This window comes from Lentzea xinjiangensis (assembly GCF_900110955.1).
Taxonomy (GTDB): Bacteria; Actinomycetota; Actinomycetes; order Mycobacteriales; family Pseudonocardiaceae; genus Lentzea; species Lentzea xinjiangensis.
On sequence record NZ_FOFR01000028.1, the window covers coordinates 69,146 to 83,000 of the forward strand.

The following is a 13,855-nucleotide window of genomic DNA, read 5'->3' on the forward strand; positions in this document are numbered from 1 at the left end:
CACTTGGCCACTGCCCTGCGAGAGCCCCAACGACGGGAGCCCTGCATGTCCGCGGAACTCATCTCGATACTCGTGCTGGTCGTGGTGTTCGTGATCGCCACGACCCGGTCGATCAACATGGGCGCGCTCGCGTTCGCGGCGGCCTTCGGGGTCGGCACGCTGGTCGCGGACATGAAGACCGACGACATCTTCAAGGGCTTCCCCGGCTCGCTGTTCGTCGTGCTGGTCGGCGTGACCTTCCTGTTCGCCATCGCGCGGGCGAACGGCACCACCGACTGGTTGGTGCACCAGGCGATCCGGCTGGTGGGCGGGCGGATCGCGCTGATGCCGTGGGTGATGTTCGCGATCACCGGGGTGCTGACCGCGATCGGCGCGGTGAGCCCGGCGGCGGTCGCGATCGTCGCGCCGATCGCGATGGGGTTCGCCGCCAGGTACCGGATCAGCCCGCTGCTGATGGGCGTCATGGTGGTGCACGGCGCGCAGGCGGGCGGGTTCTCCCCCATCAGCATCTACGGCACGATCGTGAACGGCATCGTGGCCAAGGAGGGGTTGCCGGGCAACGAGATCGTGCTGTTCCTGGCCAGTCTCGTGGTCAACCTGCTGATCGCCGCCGTGGTGTTCGCGGTGTTCGGCGGGATGAAGCTCGCGCGGCAGCCGGTGCAGGCGCCCGCGCTGGTCGGCGGCGGTGACGCCGAGGCCGGGCGGGCCGGCGGGACGGGCGGCGGCGCCGGTGTCACCACGGCCGGCGGACCCGGCCGTGACGTCGCCGAGGCCGAGGAGCGGATCGCCCTCACCGCGCCCCGTGCCGCCACCCTCGCCGGCCTGGTCGCGCTCGTCGTGGCGGCGCTGGGGTTCGACCTCGACGTCGGCCTCGCCGCGATCAGCGTCGCGGTGCTGCTGAGCGTGGTGTGGCCGGAGACGAGCAAGCAGGCGATCACCCAGATCACCTGGCCGACGGTGCTGCTGATCTGCGGCATCCTCACCTACGTCGCCGTGCTGCAGACGATGGGCACGATCAAGTGGGCGGGCGACTCGGTGGCGGGTGTCGGCGCCCCGCTGCTCGCGGCCCTGCTGATCTGCTACATCGGCGCGATCGTGTCGGCGTTCGCCTCGTCGGTCGGCATCATGGGCGCGTTGATCCCGTTGGCCGTGCCCTTCCTGCTGCAGGGCGAGGTCAGCGCGGTCGGGCTCATCGCGGCGCTCGCGGTGTCGGCGACGGTGGTCGACGTGAGCCCGTTCTCCACCAACGGCGCGCTGGTGCTGGCCGGTGCGCAGGACGTCGACCGCGACAAGTTCTTCAAGCAGCTCATGGTCTACGGCGGGATCATGGTCGCGGCGGCGCCGCCGCTGGTCTGGCTCGCCCTCGTCGTCCCCGGAATCCGGTGAGCACATGTTCCCCCTGCGGTCGAACCGCGTCGCCCTCCGCTTCGGCGACCACACCCTGACCCACGCCGAGCTGGCGGCCTGCGCCGGAGCACTGGCGCGGCGGCTGCACGGGCTGCCTCGTGTCGCCGTCTGGGCGACACCGACCATCGAGACGTGCGTCGGCGTCGTCGCCGCGTTGCTCGCCGGGGTGCCCGCCGTGCCGCTCAACCCCAAGGTCGGCGAACGCGAGCTCGCGCACATCGTCGCGGACAGCGCACCGGCCGCCGTGCTCGCGGCGCCCGGCACGCCGTTGCCGGAAGGTCTGCACCAGGTGCCGCGCGAGGACGTCACGCTCGACGGTGACGACGCGGCCGGGTTCACCGACCCCGGCGACGAGGCGCCTGCCCTGATCGTCTACACCTCCGGCACCACCGGCTCCCCCAAGGGCGTGGTGCTGCCCCGCCGCGCGATCGTGTCCACTTTGGACGCCGTGGCGCAGGCCTGGCAGTGGACTGACGAGGACGTGCTGGTGCACGCGTTGCCGTTGTTCCACGTGCACGGCCTGATCCTCGGCGTGCTGGGGCCGTTGCGGCGCGGCGGCACGCTGCACCACCTGGGCAAGTTCTCCACCGAGCAGGTCGCGCGGGCGCTGTCCGGGGACGGCACGATGATGTTCGGCGTGCCGACGATGTACCACCGCGTCGCCGAGGAGGTCGGCGACAACCCGGAGCTCGCCGAGGCGTTGCGGCGGGCGCGGTTGCTGGTGTCGGGCTCGGCGGCGTTGCCGGTGCGCGACCACGAGCGGATCGCCGCGGCGACCGGGCAGCGGGTCGTCGAGCGGTACGGCATGACCGAGACGCTGATGAACACGAGCGTGCGCGCGGACGGCGACCGCCGGCCCGGCGCGGTCGGCGTGCCGCTGCCGGGCGTCGAGGTGCGGCTCGTCGACGACAGCGGCGCGGAGCTGGACGACACCGGCGCGGTGGGCGAGATCCAGGTCCGCGGGCCGAACCTCTTCACCGAGTACCTGAACCGGCCCGACGCGACCGCCGAGGCGTTCGCGGACGGCTGGTTCCGCACCGGTGACGTCGGCACCCGCGACGCGGACGGCTACTACCGCATCGTCGGCCGCAAGGCCACGGACATCATCAAGAGCGGCGGCTACAAGATCGGCGCCGGGGAGATCGAGAACGCGCTGCTGGAGCACCCGGCGGTGGCCGAGGCGGCGGTGACCGGCGAGCCGGACGACGACCTCGGCGAGCGGATCGTCGCCTGGGTGGTGCCCGCCGGGGCGGCGCCGTCCGCCGACGAGCTCGCGGGCCACGTCGCGCGGCTGCTCACCCCGCACAAGCGGCCGCGGGTGGTGCGGTTCGTCGAGTCGTTGCCGCGCAACGACATGGGCAAGGTGATGAAGCGTGCCCTCCGCACGTGAGCCGGCTCGCGCGCTGGTCGCACGGCTCGCGCCGGTCTTCACCGAGTTCCCCGGCGCCGCCCGTCCGGCGGCGGTGGACGGACCGCTGGCCTGGCCGGGCTACGGCGGCCAGCTCGCACGGGCGGAGGAGCTGACCGGGGAACGCGAGTCCGTCGTGTGCGGGCTCGCGGAGATCGGTGGCGTCACCGCGGTCGTGGTGGCGTTCGAGTTCGGGTTCCTGGGAGGGTCGCTGGGCACCCGCACCGGCGCCCTCGTCGAGCAGGCGTTCACCAGGGCGCGCGAGCTGGGCGTGCCGGTCGTGTCGCTGGTCGCGACCGGTGGCAGCCGGATGCAGGAGGGCACGCTCGCGCTGATGCAGCTACCCCGCATCGCCCGGCAGATCGCGTTGACCCGCGAGGCGGGGCTGCCGCACATCGCCGTCCTGCGCGATCCCACCACCGGCGGCGGCTGGGCCACCCTCGGCGCGGGCGCGGACGTCGTGCTCGGCCTGCGCGGCGCCCAGGTCGGGTTCGCCGGGTCGCGGGTGCGCCCGCCGGGCTACTCGGTCACGCACCAGTTCGCGGCCGGTCTGGTCGACCAGCTCGTGCCCCCGGAGGAGCTGCGCCCGCGGCTGGAGCGGTGGTTGCGGCTGCTCACCACACCGCTGACCGGGCCGGCGGCGGTGCCACCGGCGCTGGGCTCGGCGACGCTGCCGGAGACCGGCTGGGACGCGGTGCACCGGGCCCGCGCGCCGGGACGCCCTCGCGCCACCCAGTACCTCGCGGCCTACTTCGACTGGCACGAGCCGATCAGCGGCGACCGCGCCGGCGGCGTGGATCCCGGTGTGCTGTGCGGGTTCGGGCACCGCGGCGGCGTGACGGTCGCCTACGCCGCCCAGGACGGCACGGCCACCAGGCCGGCCGGGTTCCGCACGGCGGCCCGCCTGGTCCGGCTGGCCGACCGGCTCGGCGTCCCGGTGCTGACGCTCGTGGACACGCCGGGCGCTGCCAACGACGCGGCGGCCGAGAAGGCGGGCGCGGGCGCGGCGATCGCGGACATGTTCACCGCGGTCGCCGAGGCACGCGTGCCGGTGACGACCCTGCTGATCGGCGAGGGCGGATCCGGTGGCGCGCTGGCGTTCGCGGCGCCGGACCGGATGTGGGCGGCACCGGACAGCTACCTCGCGGTGATCTCACCCGAGCTGGCGGCGGCCATCCTGAAACGGGACCCGGCGCAGGCCAGGCGGACGGCGGACGAGCTGCGGCTGCGGCCGCAGGACTTGGTCGAGCTGGGCGTCGCCCGCGGGATCGCCCGGTTCGACCGGCCGGTGGACCAGGCGACCGTCGGGTAGCCGGCCAGCGGGTAACCGGCCGGCGGGTAACCGGCCGGCGGGTAACCGGCCGGCGGGTAGCGGACGCGATCACAACACCGAAGCGGCGATCGACCTTTCCCGGGTTCCTCCAGTCGGCCGGTGCCCGCGCGCCCGGCGGGCGTGGGCCGGCCCGTCACCCACGCCGGGCGGAACCGGCTGGGCCGACCTGTGCCCGCACCGCCCGCGGCTCGTCCGAGCCAGGGCGGGCGCGGCGGCCGGGCTCGGCGCCGTCACCGCCGACGCCGACCGAACGGGGACGCGGCCGGGCTGACCGGCCCGGCGGTCTCGCCCCGCGCCGGCTGGTCGGCGTGGATGTGCGTGCGCATTCCCTGCGGGTCGAACAGGATCACCAGCTCGACCGCGCCGCCGTCCGCGCTGCCCAGCCAGTGCGGTGACGACGTGTCGAACTCGGCCGCCTCCCCCGGCGGCAGCGTGAGGTCGAGGTCGTCGAGCACGAGCCGCAGCCGTCCGTTGAGGACGTACAGCCACTCGAAGCCGTCGTGGGTCTTCAGCGCCGGTTCGAGCGGTTCCTTCGTGGCCGGGATGAGCATCTTGAACGCCTGCACGCCGCCCGGCCGCCGGGACAGCGGCACGAACGTCATTCCGAACCGGTGGATCGGCGTCAGGTGGATGCGGGGGTCGCCGGTGCGCGGGGCGCCGACGAGGTCGTCCAGCGGCACGTCGTAGGTGCGCGCCAGCGGGAGCAGCAGCTCCAGCGTCGCGCGGCGCTGCCCGCTCTCCAGGCGGGACAGGGTGCTCTCCGAGATGCCCGTGGTCGTGGACAGCTCAGCGAGCGTGATGCCGCGATGACGGCGCAGCGCGCGCAGGCGTGGTCCGACGGCGTCCAGCACTTCTTCCGTTTCGCGGTGCACGTCCAGGATCTTGCCAGGACGGCAAATTTTCGTGCCAGACCGGCGGCCGACGAACGACGCTGATCGGCATGAAACGCCTCGTACTCGCTCTGCTCCTGCTGATCACGGCCTGCGCGACCACGGAGGAAACCTCGCCGCACGCGGCCGCCACCCAGCACGACCCGGCGTTCCAGAGCACGTTCCGGCACGAGTTCGCCGACGTCGACGGCGTCCGGCTGCACTACGTGGCCGGTGGCAGCGGCAGCCCGGTCGTGCTGCTGCACGGCTGGCCGCAGACCTGGTACGGCTGGTGGCCGATCATGCCCGCGCTCGCCGAACACCACACCGTCTACGCCGTCGACCTGCCGGGCCTGGGCGACAGCTCCGGCACGCCGACGGGCTACGACAAGGCCACGCTCGCGCGGTACGTCCACGGACTGACCAGCCGGCTCGGCCTCAGGCAGCCCTCGATCATCGGCCACGACCTCGGCGCCGCCGTCGCGTTCCAGTACGCGAGCCAGTTCCCCGCCGACACCGCCCGCCTCGGCTACCTCGACCTGCCGCTGCCCGGCCCCGCGATCGACGCGCGCACGTATCGCGCGCTGAGCTGGCACATCGCGTTCCACTCGCAGCGCCGGGTCCCGGAGGCGCTCGTCGACGACGACGTCCGCGAGTACCTGGAGCTGTTCTACCCGCAGGTCTCCCACCAGGGCACGGCGTTCGGCGGCACCTCGACGAAGTCCCCGTTCAGCGACGCCGAGGTCGACGAGTACGCACGCACCTACCGCAACGCGCTGACGAACGGCTTCGAGCTGTACCGCACACTCGACCAGGACGTCCGCGACACCGAGGCCGCGCGGCCGGTCACCGCACCGACGCTGGTCATGGCAGCGGAAGGGCAGGCCGAGGCCATCCGCGCCACGGCCGCCCCGCGGATGACGAACATCGTCCGGGCGGTGGACGTGCCGGGCGCCGGGCACTGGCTCGTCGAGGAGAACCCCGGGTTCGTCACCGCGGAGCTGGTGCGCTTCCTCAGCTCATGACCGGGAGGTGGTACGCCCACGGCGCCGCCTCCTCGAGCTGGGCCGCGAGCCGGATCAGCAGCGACTCGCCCGCGAGCGGCGCGACGAACTGCACGCCGAGCGGCAGGCCGTCCGCGGTCCGGTGCAGGGGCAGCGAGATCGCGGGCCGGCCGGTGATGTTCGCGAGCTGCGTGTACGGCACCCAGCCGAGGTTGTCCCTGATCATGTCGTCGACGACCTTGGTGTGCCGCAGGAACCGGGCCGTGCGGGTCCGCAGCAGCACGTCGGTCGCGCGCCGCAGCGACACCGGCAGGTCGAACGCGCCGATCTTCGGCGGCGGCGTGGCCAGGGTCGGCGTCAGCAGCAGGTCGTAGGACTCGAAGAAGGCGCTCAGGCGGCGGGTGTGCTCGTGCCGCCGGTGCACGGCGTCCACGTACTCAACGCTGCTCGTGGCCCGTCCCAGCGCGGCCATGAGCAGCGTGTCGCGTTCGAACGCGGCGTCCGGCGCCTTGGTCAGGCGCCGGGCGTCCGCCACCTTCCACGCGAGGCTGACGAACCACGTGAGCAGGAAGTCCTTGGCGAGCGCGGCGTCGTCGAACGGCGCCCGCGGCAGCTCCTCGACGTGGTGGCCGAGGCCGGTCAGCACCCGGACCGCGTTCTCCACCGCCCTGACGGCTTCGGGATGCGGGTCCGGGGTGATCGCGGACGGGACGCGGAAGCCGATCCTCAGCTTCCCGACCGGGGCGCCGGCGCAGGAGGCGAACGAGGAGCCCGGCATCGCGGGCGAGTACGGCCCGGACGGCTCGCCGCCGCAGATCACGTCGAGCATCGCGGCCGTGTCGCGCACGGTCCGGGACACGACGCCCTGCACCGCCGCGCCGTGCATCATCTCGGCGGACTCCGGGCCGAACGGCGTGAGCCCGCGGCCCGGCTTGAGCCCCACGAGCCCGCAGCAGGCCGCCGGGATCCGGGTCGAGCCACCGCCGTCGTTCGCGCCGGCGCACGGCACGATCCCGGCGGCGACCGCGGCCGCCGACCCGCCGGAGGAACCGCCGGGCGTCCGGCTGAGGTCCCACGGGTTGCGCGCGGGACCCCACGCGACCGACTCGCTGATCGCCTTCGCGCCGAACTCCGGCAGGTTCGTCTTGCCGAAGATGACCAGACCGGCGTCGAGCCAGCGCCGCACGACGGTCGAGTGCTCGGTGGCGCGATGCGCCATCAGCGACCGGGAGCCGTTCGAGGTCGGCAGGCCCGCGTAGTCCTGGCCGAGGTCCTTGATCAGGAACGGCACGCCGGCGAACGGCCCGGTGAGGTCGTCCGACGGCTCGGCGGGCACGTCCCGGACGATCGCGTTGAGCTTCGGGTTCACCGCTTCGGCGCGTTCCCGCGCCACGGCGAGCAGTTCGGCCGCGGACACCTGCCTGTCCGCGACGAGCCGGGCCAGCCCGGTCGCGTCGTACTTCCGGTACTCGTCGAAGTCCACGCGATCAACGTAGCTGTTCACCCGTCCGAGGGACGGCGCCACGGCCACAGGCCGGCATCGTCCAGGTGCGACGGAAGGGAGATCGCGGGTACCCCGGCGAGGTTCGCCCACGGCGGGTAGCACTGTGAGTACCGGGTGAGCAGATGCCTGCAATCCGGCGGCCCGATCACCAGGGTGCCGCCGCCCACGGAGTACGCGAACCACCCGCCACCGCCGGCTCAGCGCCCGCTGGCCGACGCCACGAGCCCCAGCTCCTTCACGGCCGCGCGCACCCCGACCTCCAGGGCGTCCCGCATCACGCGCGGACGTCGTTCCGTGCGGCCGATCCGCGCGCTGCCGAGCGGTGGGCGGATCTGCAGGCAGGCGGGGTGCGACGCGAGGGCCTCCTCCTCCTGGGCCCAGCCCTCCACGCGCCGCAGCCAGGGCTCGGCCGCTCCCGGGGCGTACCGGGCGAACCAGCGCGACAGCACCAGGCGCTCGCCGCGCGACGGGGGCACCGCGATCTCGTCCTCCCGGCGGGTGCGCAGGGCGACGACGTGGGTGGCGCCCTGGGCTAGCGCCGTCCGCACCGGGACCATCTCGGTGAGCCCGGCGTCGACGTACGGGCGGCCGTCGATCACGACCGGCTCGCCGGCGAGCAGCGGCATGGCCGTCGACGCCCGCAGCGCGGCCTGCAGGCTCGCCTGGTCGCGCACGTGGGCGTGCAGGTCGGCGGGCTCACCGGTGAGGGCGTCCGTGGCCATCGGGTGGAACTCGACGGGGTTGTCGAGGATCTCCTGGAAGCCCATGGGCACGACCTGCGTGTAGACGGTGTGGATGAGGTGCTGGGTGTCGATGACCGGCCGTCTGCCGAACGCGCGCCTCGGGTCGATGGTGGTGCGCATGACGGCCGGGTCCCACCACGCGTGCTTGCTGCTGCCCGCCCGCCCGCACAGCAGCCAGGCCGCGTTCAGGGACCCCGCCGAGCTGCCGTAGACGGCGTCGAACGCCGGCAGCAGGCCGAGCTCCTCGATCGCGACGGTCATGCCGCTCGAGTAGACGCCGCGCGAACTGCCCCCTTCGACCAGCAGCACCAGGCGTGCGCCGTCGTCCCGTTGCCCCGGCTTGCTCCCCCGCCGCGTGCGTTCGCGCAACAACTCCAAAGTGCTCACCACACCGAGTGAACCTGGGTCGGCTCGTCCCCGCTATTGGTTTGTGACGGGTGCTAACGTGGCTGACGAGATCAACGCCTCCTAAGAGGAGCTCGCACGCGGCCTGGCTGGGCGTGGCGCGCGAGAAGCTCGACCGGGCCGAGCGGCCGTTCGAAGAGGACCAGAAGATCAGCCTGGAGCTGCCGCGGACCGCCGTCCCGGCGGGCCGCACGCTCTTCCTGGGCACCGGTGTCCGGGTGCGGGACCTGTTCGACGGCGCGGACCTCGCGATCCGGGGCCGGAGCGCATCGCGCTCGCCGCCCCGAACGGCGCGGGCAAGGCGACGTTGCTGCTCGTGCTGGCCGGGCGGTTCCAGGCGGCGGGGGTGCGGCGCCGGCCCGGCCTGCTCGACCAGGACGCCACGTTCGCCAAGCCCCGGCTCACCGCGCGGGGCACCTACGGCCGCGCGCTCGGCGCCGACCGGGTCGCGGAGGTGCCGCTGAAGTCGTTGGGACTGCTGCACCGGCGGGACCTCGGCAAGCCGGTCGGGACGTTGCCGGTGGGCCAGCAGCGGCGGCTCGCGCTCGCGCCGCCGGTGGCGTCACCGCCTGAGCTGTTGCTGCTGGACGAGCCGACCAACCACCTCTCGCCCGCGTTGTGCGACGAGCTGGAGGACGCGTTCGGCGCGGGGCCGGGGGCGATCGTGGTCGCGAGCCACGACCGGTGGCTGCGCGGGCGCTGGGCCGGTGCGGAGATCACCCTGGCGCGGTGAGACCCGGCCCGGTTCGCCGGACCACGTCGAGAACCCGCCGGCGGCTTCGACACCTCCGTGCAAGGACCACGCCAACCACGGAGGACTGATCATGACCGGACAGCCGCCCATCGTCGACCTCGCCACCTGGCAGACGGCCCGCGACGAACTCCTGGTCCGCGAGAAGGCCCACACCCGCGAGGGCGACGCGATCGCCGCGGCCCGCCGCCGCCTGCCGATGGTCGAGTTCGACGGCAAGACCGAGGTCGTCGGTGCCGATGGCCCGGTCCCCTTCATCGACCTCTTCCAGGGCCGCGACGAGCTGGTCGTCTACAAGCACATGTGGTACGACGGCGCGCCGCACCAGGGGCAGTGCGAGGGCTGCACCACCGTGCCGTGGCACTTCGACACCGCCGCCTACCTCAACGTCCGCGGGGTCTCCTTCGCGTTCCTGACCACGGGAGCCTGGGACGAGGTGGCCGCGTTCGTCGAGTTCATGGGCTACGAGCAGCCGTGGTACTCGGTGCGCGGCGTGGACGGACCGGCCGGTGGCGACATGGGCTACCTGACCAGCTACCTGCGCGACGGCGACCGCACGTTCCTCACCTACTCGACGACGGGCCGCGGGATCGAGGGCGTCGTCGGGTCGTTCGGGCTCCTGGACATGACGGTGCGCGGACGCGGTGAGGCGTGGGAGGACCGCCCCGAGGGCTGGCCGGAGGCGCGGCCCGCGGGCTGGTTCTGGCGGACGGACGCGGACGGCAACCCGACCTGGGACGAGACGAGCCGGCCAGCGCCGCAGTGGACCCGGCCGGGAGCGACACCGGTGCGGACGCTGGGACGGCAGAGCCACTGCCACTGATCGGCGGGGGTAGATGCGGTGGTGAGGCGCGGCGCTGTGTGATCGGACGCACGCGCCGCGCTTGCTCCCGCGATGCGCATCGCGGGAGTCGTGCGGTGCGTTGCGTGATCAGCGGGGAGCCGGGGCGGTGGCGCCCTCACCGAGGCGCGAACGCCGTAGCCAGCACGCGGCGCCGGAGGTCGAAAGCCGGTAGCACGCTCCGCGCCTCCTCCTGCAACGAGCGGATCGCGGGGTCGTCCGGCGCGTCGACGGCGAGCACCTCCTCCCACATCCGCTTCTCGACCGCCTGCCACGCCGGTCTCTCCACCACGTCGACGCCGACGAACCCGGCCTGCGGGAGCTGCGCGGCGAAGTCCATCCGGAGCAACCGCGCCGAAAGGCGCTCGTCGCGGCGGACGACCGGTTCCCAGCACGTGATGACGAGCCGCCCGCCGGGGACGAGCACCCGCCGGCACTCCCGCAGCGCTTCCACCGTCGGGTCGGCGAACTGCATCGCGTCGACGACGAGGACGGCGTCGGCCGACGCGGTCTCCAGGCCTGTCTCCGTCAAGGTCCCCACCCGGAACTCGGCTCCGGACTCGCGTGTCCGCGCACGTTCGCGGGCCTGCTCGATGGCGACCGCGGAGAAGTCGACGCCGACGAGCCGGCACCCGGTGCGCCGCGCGATCTCCAGGCCGTAGCCGCCGCGGCCGCAGGCCAGGTCCAGCAGGACCTGGCCGGGCCGCAGGTCCAGGAGTGCGACGACCTCGTCCAGGCCGGCACCGTCCAGCAGGCTGGTGGACCGCAGGTCCGGCGGCAGGCCGAGCACGCGCCGGACGAGGTCGTCGGCGACGGGTGACTCGGATCGGTCGGTGTACCAGCGGTCGAAGTGCGCTGCGCTCATCACCCTTCCGACCATCCCAGATGATCAGGCGAGTTCGGACGGATCGGCTGTGGCGCGTGCGGACCCGTGCCATGATCGGGACCGGTACCTGCTGACCGCCGGGGGGACATCAGGGTGCTGACGCTCTGTTCTGAACCGAACGCCCTGCGCACCGCCTGCACTGCTGCTGAACTCGATCGGACCAAAGTATGACGGCGCGTTAGGCCCCAGGTATGACGACGCGTGACCGGCACCGTCATTATTGTCCGTTCCGGCGGTCATCAGGCAGCCGCACCACCCCCCTTTCCGCCGAAGGGAACTCCGCCTCATGAGGGACGTCATGCAGTCAGCGACAGACGTCCGGTCCCGTGTGACCGGATGGATGGGGCGGAGGTTGCTCGCGCACCTCAGCAAGACCGGGTTCGACCTCGGGTCGTCGTGGTTCGTGCCCTCCCGCGTGCTGGCGCCGCTGCGCCGCAACGGGTTGGACCCCGTGCCGGAGCTGGCGCGGATGCAGGCGAACGGGCCGATCACGCGGCTGCCGCTGCCGGTCACCGTGTGGCTCGTGACGGGGTACGAGGCGTCGAAGCAGGTGCTGGTGGACGCCGAGGCGTTCAGCAACGACTTCGGCCACCTCCGGGAGCTGGGGTTGTTCGCGGACGAGGCGCCGGGCGGGCTCGGGTTCAGCGACCCGCCGGAGCACACGCGGCTGCGCAAGGTGCTGACGCCGGAGTTCACCATGCGGCGGCTCTCGCGGCTCGTCCCGCGCATCGAGGCCATCGTCGCGGACCAGCTCGACCTGATGTCCATGAAGGACGGCCCGGTCGACCTCGTCGAGCACTTCGCGATGACCGTTCCGGCGCTCACGATCTGCGAGCTGCTGGGCGTGCCCGCGAGCGAGCGCGAGGAGTTCCAGCGGCGCAGCGTCTCGCGCTTCGACCTGGGCGGCGCCGCCACGGCGTCGCTGTCGGCCGTGTCCGAGTCGATCGTCTACTTCCGGGAGCTGGTGCGCGCCCAGCGGCAGGCGCCGACCGACGGGCTGCTCGGCGAGCTGGTGCGCAAGCACGGTGACGAGCTGGGCGACGACGAGCTGGCCGGTCTGGCCGACGGGCTGCTCACCGGCGGGTTCGAGACGACGGCCAGCATGATCTCGCTCGGCACGCTCGCGATGCTGCGCGACCCGAGCCTGCGCGACCAGGCGCTGGGCGGCGACAAGGCCGTGAACGGGCTGGTCGACGAGCTGCTGCGGCACCTCAGCGTGGTGCAGGTGGCGTTCCTGCGCATCGCCCGCCGGGACGTCGACGTCGCCGGGACGAGGGTGAAGGCGGGTGACATCGTCGCGTGCTCGCTGTCGCAGGCGAACCGCGACCCGAGCGCCTACGCCGGCCCGGACGACATCTGCCCCGAGCGCGCGGCGGGTCAGCACCTCGCGTTCGGCTACGGCGCGCACCGCTGCATCGGGGCCGAGCTCGCGAAGATGGAGCTGCGGATCGCCTACCCGGCACTCGTCGAGCGGTTCCCCGAGATGCGCCTCGCCGTCGCGCCCGGCGACCTGTCGTTCCGCAAGCTCTCGATCGTCTACGGGCTGCACTCGCTGCCGGTCCACCTCGGCCGGCAGCCCAGTCCGATCCAGCAGGTGCTATGACGGAGTCGGGTGGGGGATGACCTGATACACCCAACTTCTCCGCTGCCGGAGTTGAGGGTCGATCCCTCATGCCTTCGTCCTCGCGCTCGAACAGTCTCTTACCTACCAACGCATTCCGCGAACGGAAGGTAGAGACCATGATCCGCAACGCCGTCATCGCCGCCGCCACCCTCTCGACCGTCGCACTGCCCGCCGTCGCCGCGGCCGACCCGGTCATCGGTCAGCCGGTGCCCTGCGTGAAGGTCGTCGACCTCGCGGGCTCCGACTTCTCGGTGAAGCAGTGCGGGGTCAGCGACGTCGACCAGCACCGCGCGGGCCTGGAGAACAACGGTGGCTCGCACTGCGGACCGTCCTCGCTCTACAACGTGCTGCACTACTGGGGGCACGAGAAGAACGCGCCGGTCGGCTGGCTGACCACGAAGGTCAAGGACCTCGATCCGAAGGACCCGGCCGACTACACCGTCGTGGGCAACTCGATCTGGCGGATCGGCGTCGACGCGAAGTACACCAGCAAGGGCACGAACCTCACGAACCTGCGCGCCGCGTGGACCGTCGCGACCAAGCCCGCCCGTGACGCGGGCTGGAGCACCGCGACCGAGGGCGTCAACACGCACGGCGCCGCGGACTTCGGTGGCGACATGGCGAAGAAGCTGGCGCGCGGGCCGCTGCAGGTGGTCTACGGCCGGTACTCGGCCGGGCCGCAGAACAGCCTGCAGCGCGGCGGTGGCCACATCGTCACGGTGACCGCGGTCGAGGGGTCGTTCAACGGCAACACCGTGCAGGTCCGTTACATGGACCCCGCTCGTGCGGCGGACCACGGGGTCGGCGACTACCTGAAGACGCAGTCCGACTACGCGACCGTCAACGCGACGCTGACCAAGAAGCCGGTCTACGAGTACATCCCCGTGACCGACAACCCGGACACCGACACCGACGAGAGCCTCACGCCGGGCACCTACCGCTGGGTGACCCGCTGGCAGCTCACGCTGCCCGGCTCGACCTCGACCACCACGGCGCTGGTCGAGGCCTTCAACTGGTTCGACATGGCTCCGCCCGTCGGCTGACCGGTCGGGACGGCGGGAAGGGCCACCTGGTTCCCGG

At 72.9% G+C, this 13,855-nt stretch carries 12 protein-coding genes; 8 read left to right on the forward strand and 4 right to left on the reverse strand.

The genetic code is table 11. The annotated features are described in order from the left end of the window. Positions 1–45 precede the first annotated feature (45 nt). The 3 genes from BMW88_RS37085 to BMW88_RS37095 are packed head-to-tail and all read left to right on the forward strand — an operon-like array spanning position 46 to position 4,127. Positions 46–1,386 (forward strand): SLC13 family permease, encoded by a 1,341-nt coding sequence (locus BMW88_RS37085; protein ID WP_089960576.1) that lies wholly within the window; start codon positions 46–48, stop codon positions 1,384–1,386. Positions 1,387–1,390: 4 nt separating this feature from the next. After that, a complete protein-coding gene (locus BMW88_RS37090; RefSeq protein WP_089960579.1) occupies positions 1,391–2,797 on the forward strand; it encodes an acyl-CoA synthetase in 1,407 nt (468 codons plus the stop codon). Then, complete coding sequence (locus tag BMW88_RS37095) at positions 2,781–4,127, forward strand: carboxyl transferase domain-containing protein (protein ID WP_089960583.1); 1,347 nt, start codon at positions 2,781–2,783, stop codon at positions 4,125–4,127. The genes BMW88_RS37090 and BMW88_RS37095 overlap by 17 nt, the downstream gene beginning before the upstream one ends. Positions 4,128–4,378: 251 nt before the next feature. Here the strand turns inward: BMW88_RS37095 and BMW88_RS37100 are convergent, their stop codons facing one another. Next, positions 4,379–5,020 carry a helix-turn-helix domain-containing protein gene (locus BMW88_RS37100; RefSeq protein ID WP_089960587.1) on the reverse strand — a complete coding sequence of 214 codons (642 nt, stop codon included), beginning with the start codon at positions 5,018–5,020 and terminating at the stop codon, positions 4,379–4,381. A gap of 68 nt (positions 5,021–5,088) precedes the next feature. On the opposite strand from BMW88_RS37100, the gene BMW88_RS37105 reads away from it, so the two are divergent. Beyond that, entirely contained in the window at positions 5,089–6,042 is a 954-nt protein-coding gene (locus BMW88_RS37105) for an alpha/beta fold hydrolase (protein ID WP_089960591.1), read from the forward strand. Here BMW88_RS37105 and BMW88_RS37110 read toward each other — a convergent pair. Further along, entirely contained in the window at positions 6,032–7,504 is a 1,473-nt protein-coding gene (locus BMW88_RS37110; RefSeq protein ID WP_089960662.1) for an amidase, read from the reverse strand. The genes BMW88_RS37105 and BMW88_RS37110 overlap by 11 nt on opposite strands. Positions 7,505–7,722: 218 nt before the next feature. Continuing rightward, positions 7,723–8,655, reverse strand: coding sequence for a patatin-like phospholipase family protein (locus BMW88_RS37115; protein WP_245778320.1), 933 nt, complete (start codon positions 8,653–8,655; stop codon positions 7,723–7,725). Between the two features lie 334 nt (positions 8,656–8,989). On the opposite strand from BMW88_RS37115, the gene BMW88_RS43750 reads away from it, so the two are divergent. After that, a complete protein-coding gene (locus BMW88_RS43750; protein ID WP_245778323.1) occupies positions 8,990–9,406 on the forward strand; it encodes an ATP-binding cassette domain-containing protein in 417 nt (138 codons plus the stop codon). A 91-nt stretch (positions 9,407–9,497) separates the two neighbouring features. Continuing rightward, on the forward strand, positions 9,498–10,247 hold the full coding sequence (locus BMW88_RS37125) for a DUF899 family protein (protein WP_089960665.1): 750 nt from the start codon (positions 9,498–9,500) through the stop codon (positions 10,245–10,247). A 136-nt stretch (positions 10,248–10,383) separates the two neighbouring features. Here the strand turns inward: BMW88_RS37125 and BMW88_RS37130 are convergent, their stop codons facing one another. Further along, positions 10,384–11,130 (reverse strand): class I SAM-dependent methyltransferase, encoded by a 747-nt coding sequence (locus BMW88_RS37130; protein WP_177221598.1) that lies wholly within the window; start codon positions 11,128–11,130, stop codon positions 10,384–10,386. Between the two features lie 361 nt (positions 11,131–11,491). On the opposite strand from BMW88_RS37130, the gene BMW88_RS37135 reads away from it, so the two are divergent. Together BMW88_RS37135 and BMW88_RS37140 are read left to right on the forward strand one after the other, a co-directional pair. After that, entirely contained in the window at positions 11,492–12,754 is a 1,263-nt protein-coding gene (locus BMW88_RS37135; RefSeq protein ID WP_218148362.1) for a cytochrome P450, read from the forward strand. 137 nt (positions 12,755–12,891) lie between these two features. Next, positions 12,892–13,818, forward strand: a complete 927-nt coding sequence (locus tag BMW88_RS37140; RefSeq protein WP_089960606.1) for a hypothetical protein — start codon at positions 12,892–12,894, stop codon at positions 13,816–13,818. The last annotated feature ends 37 nt before the right edge of the window (positions 13,819–13,855 follow it).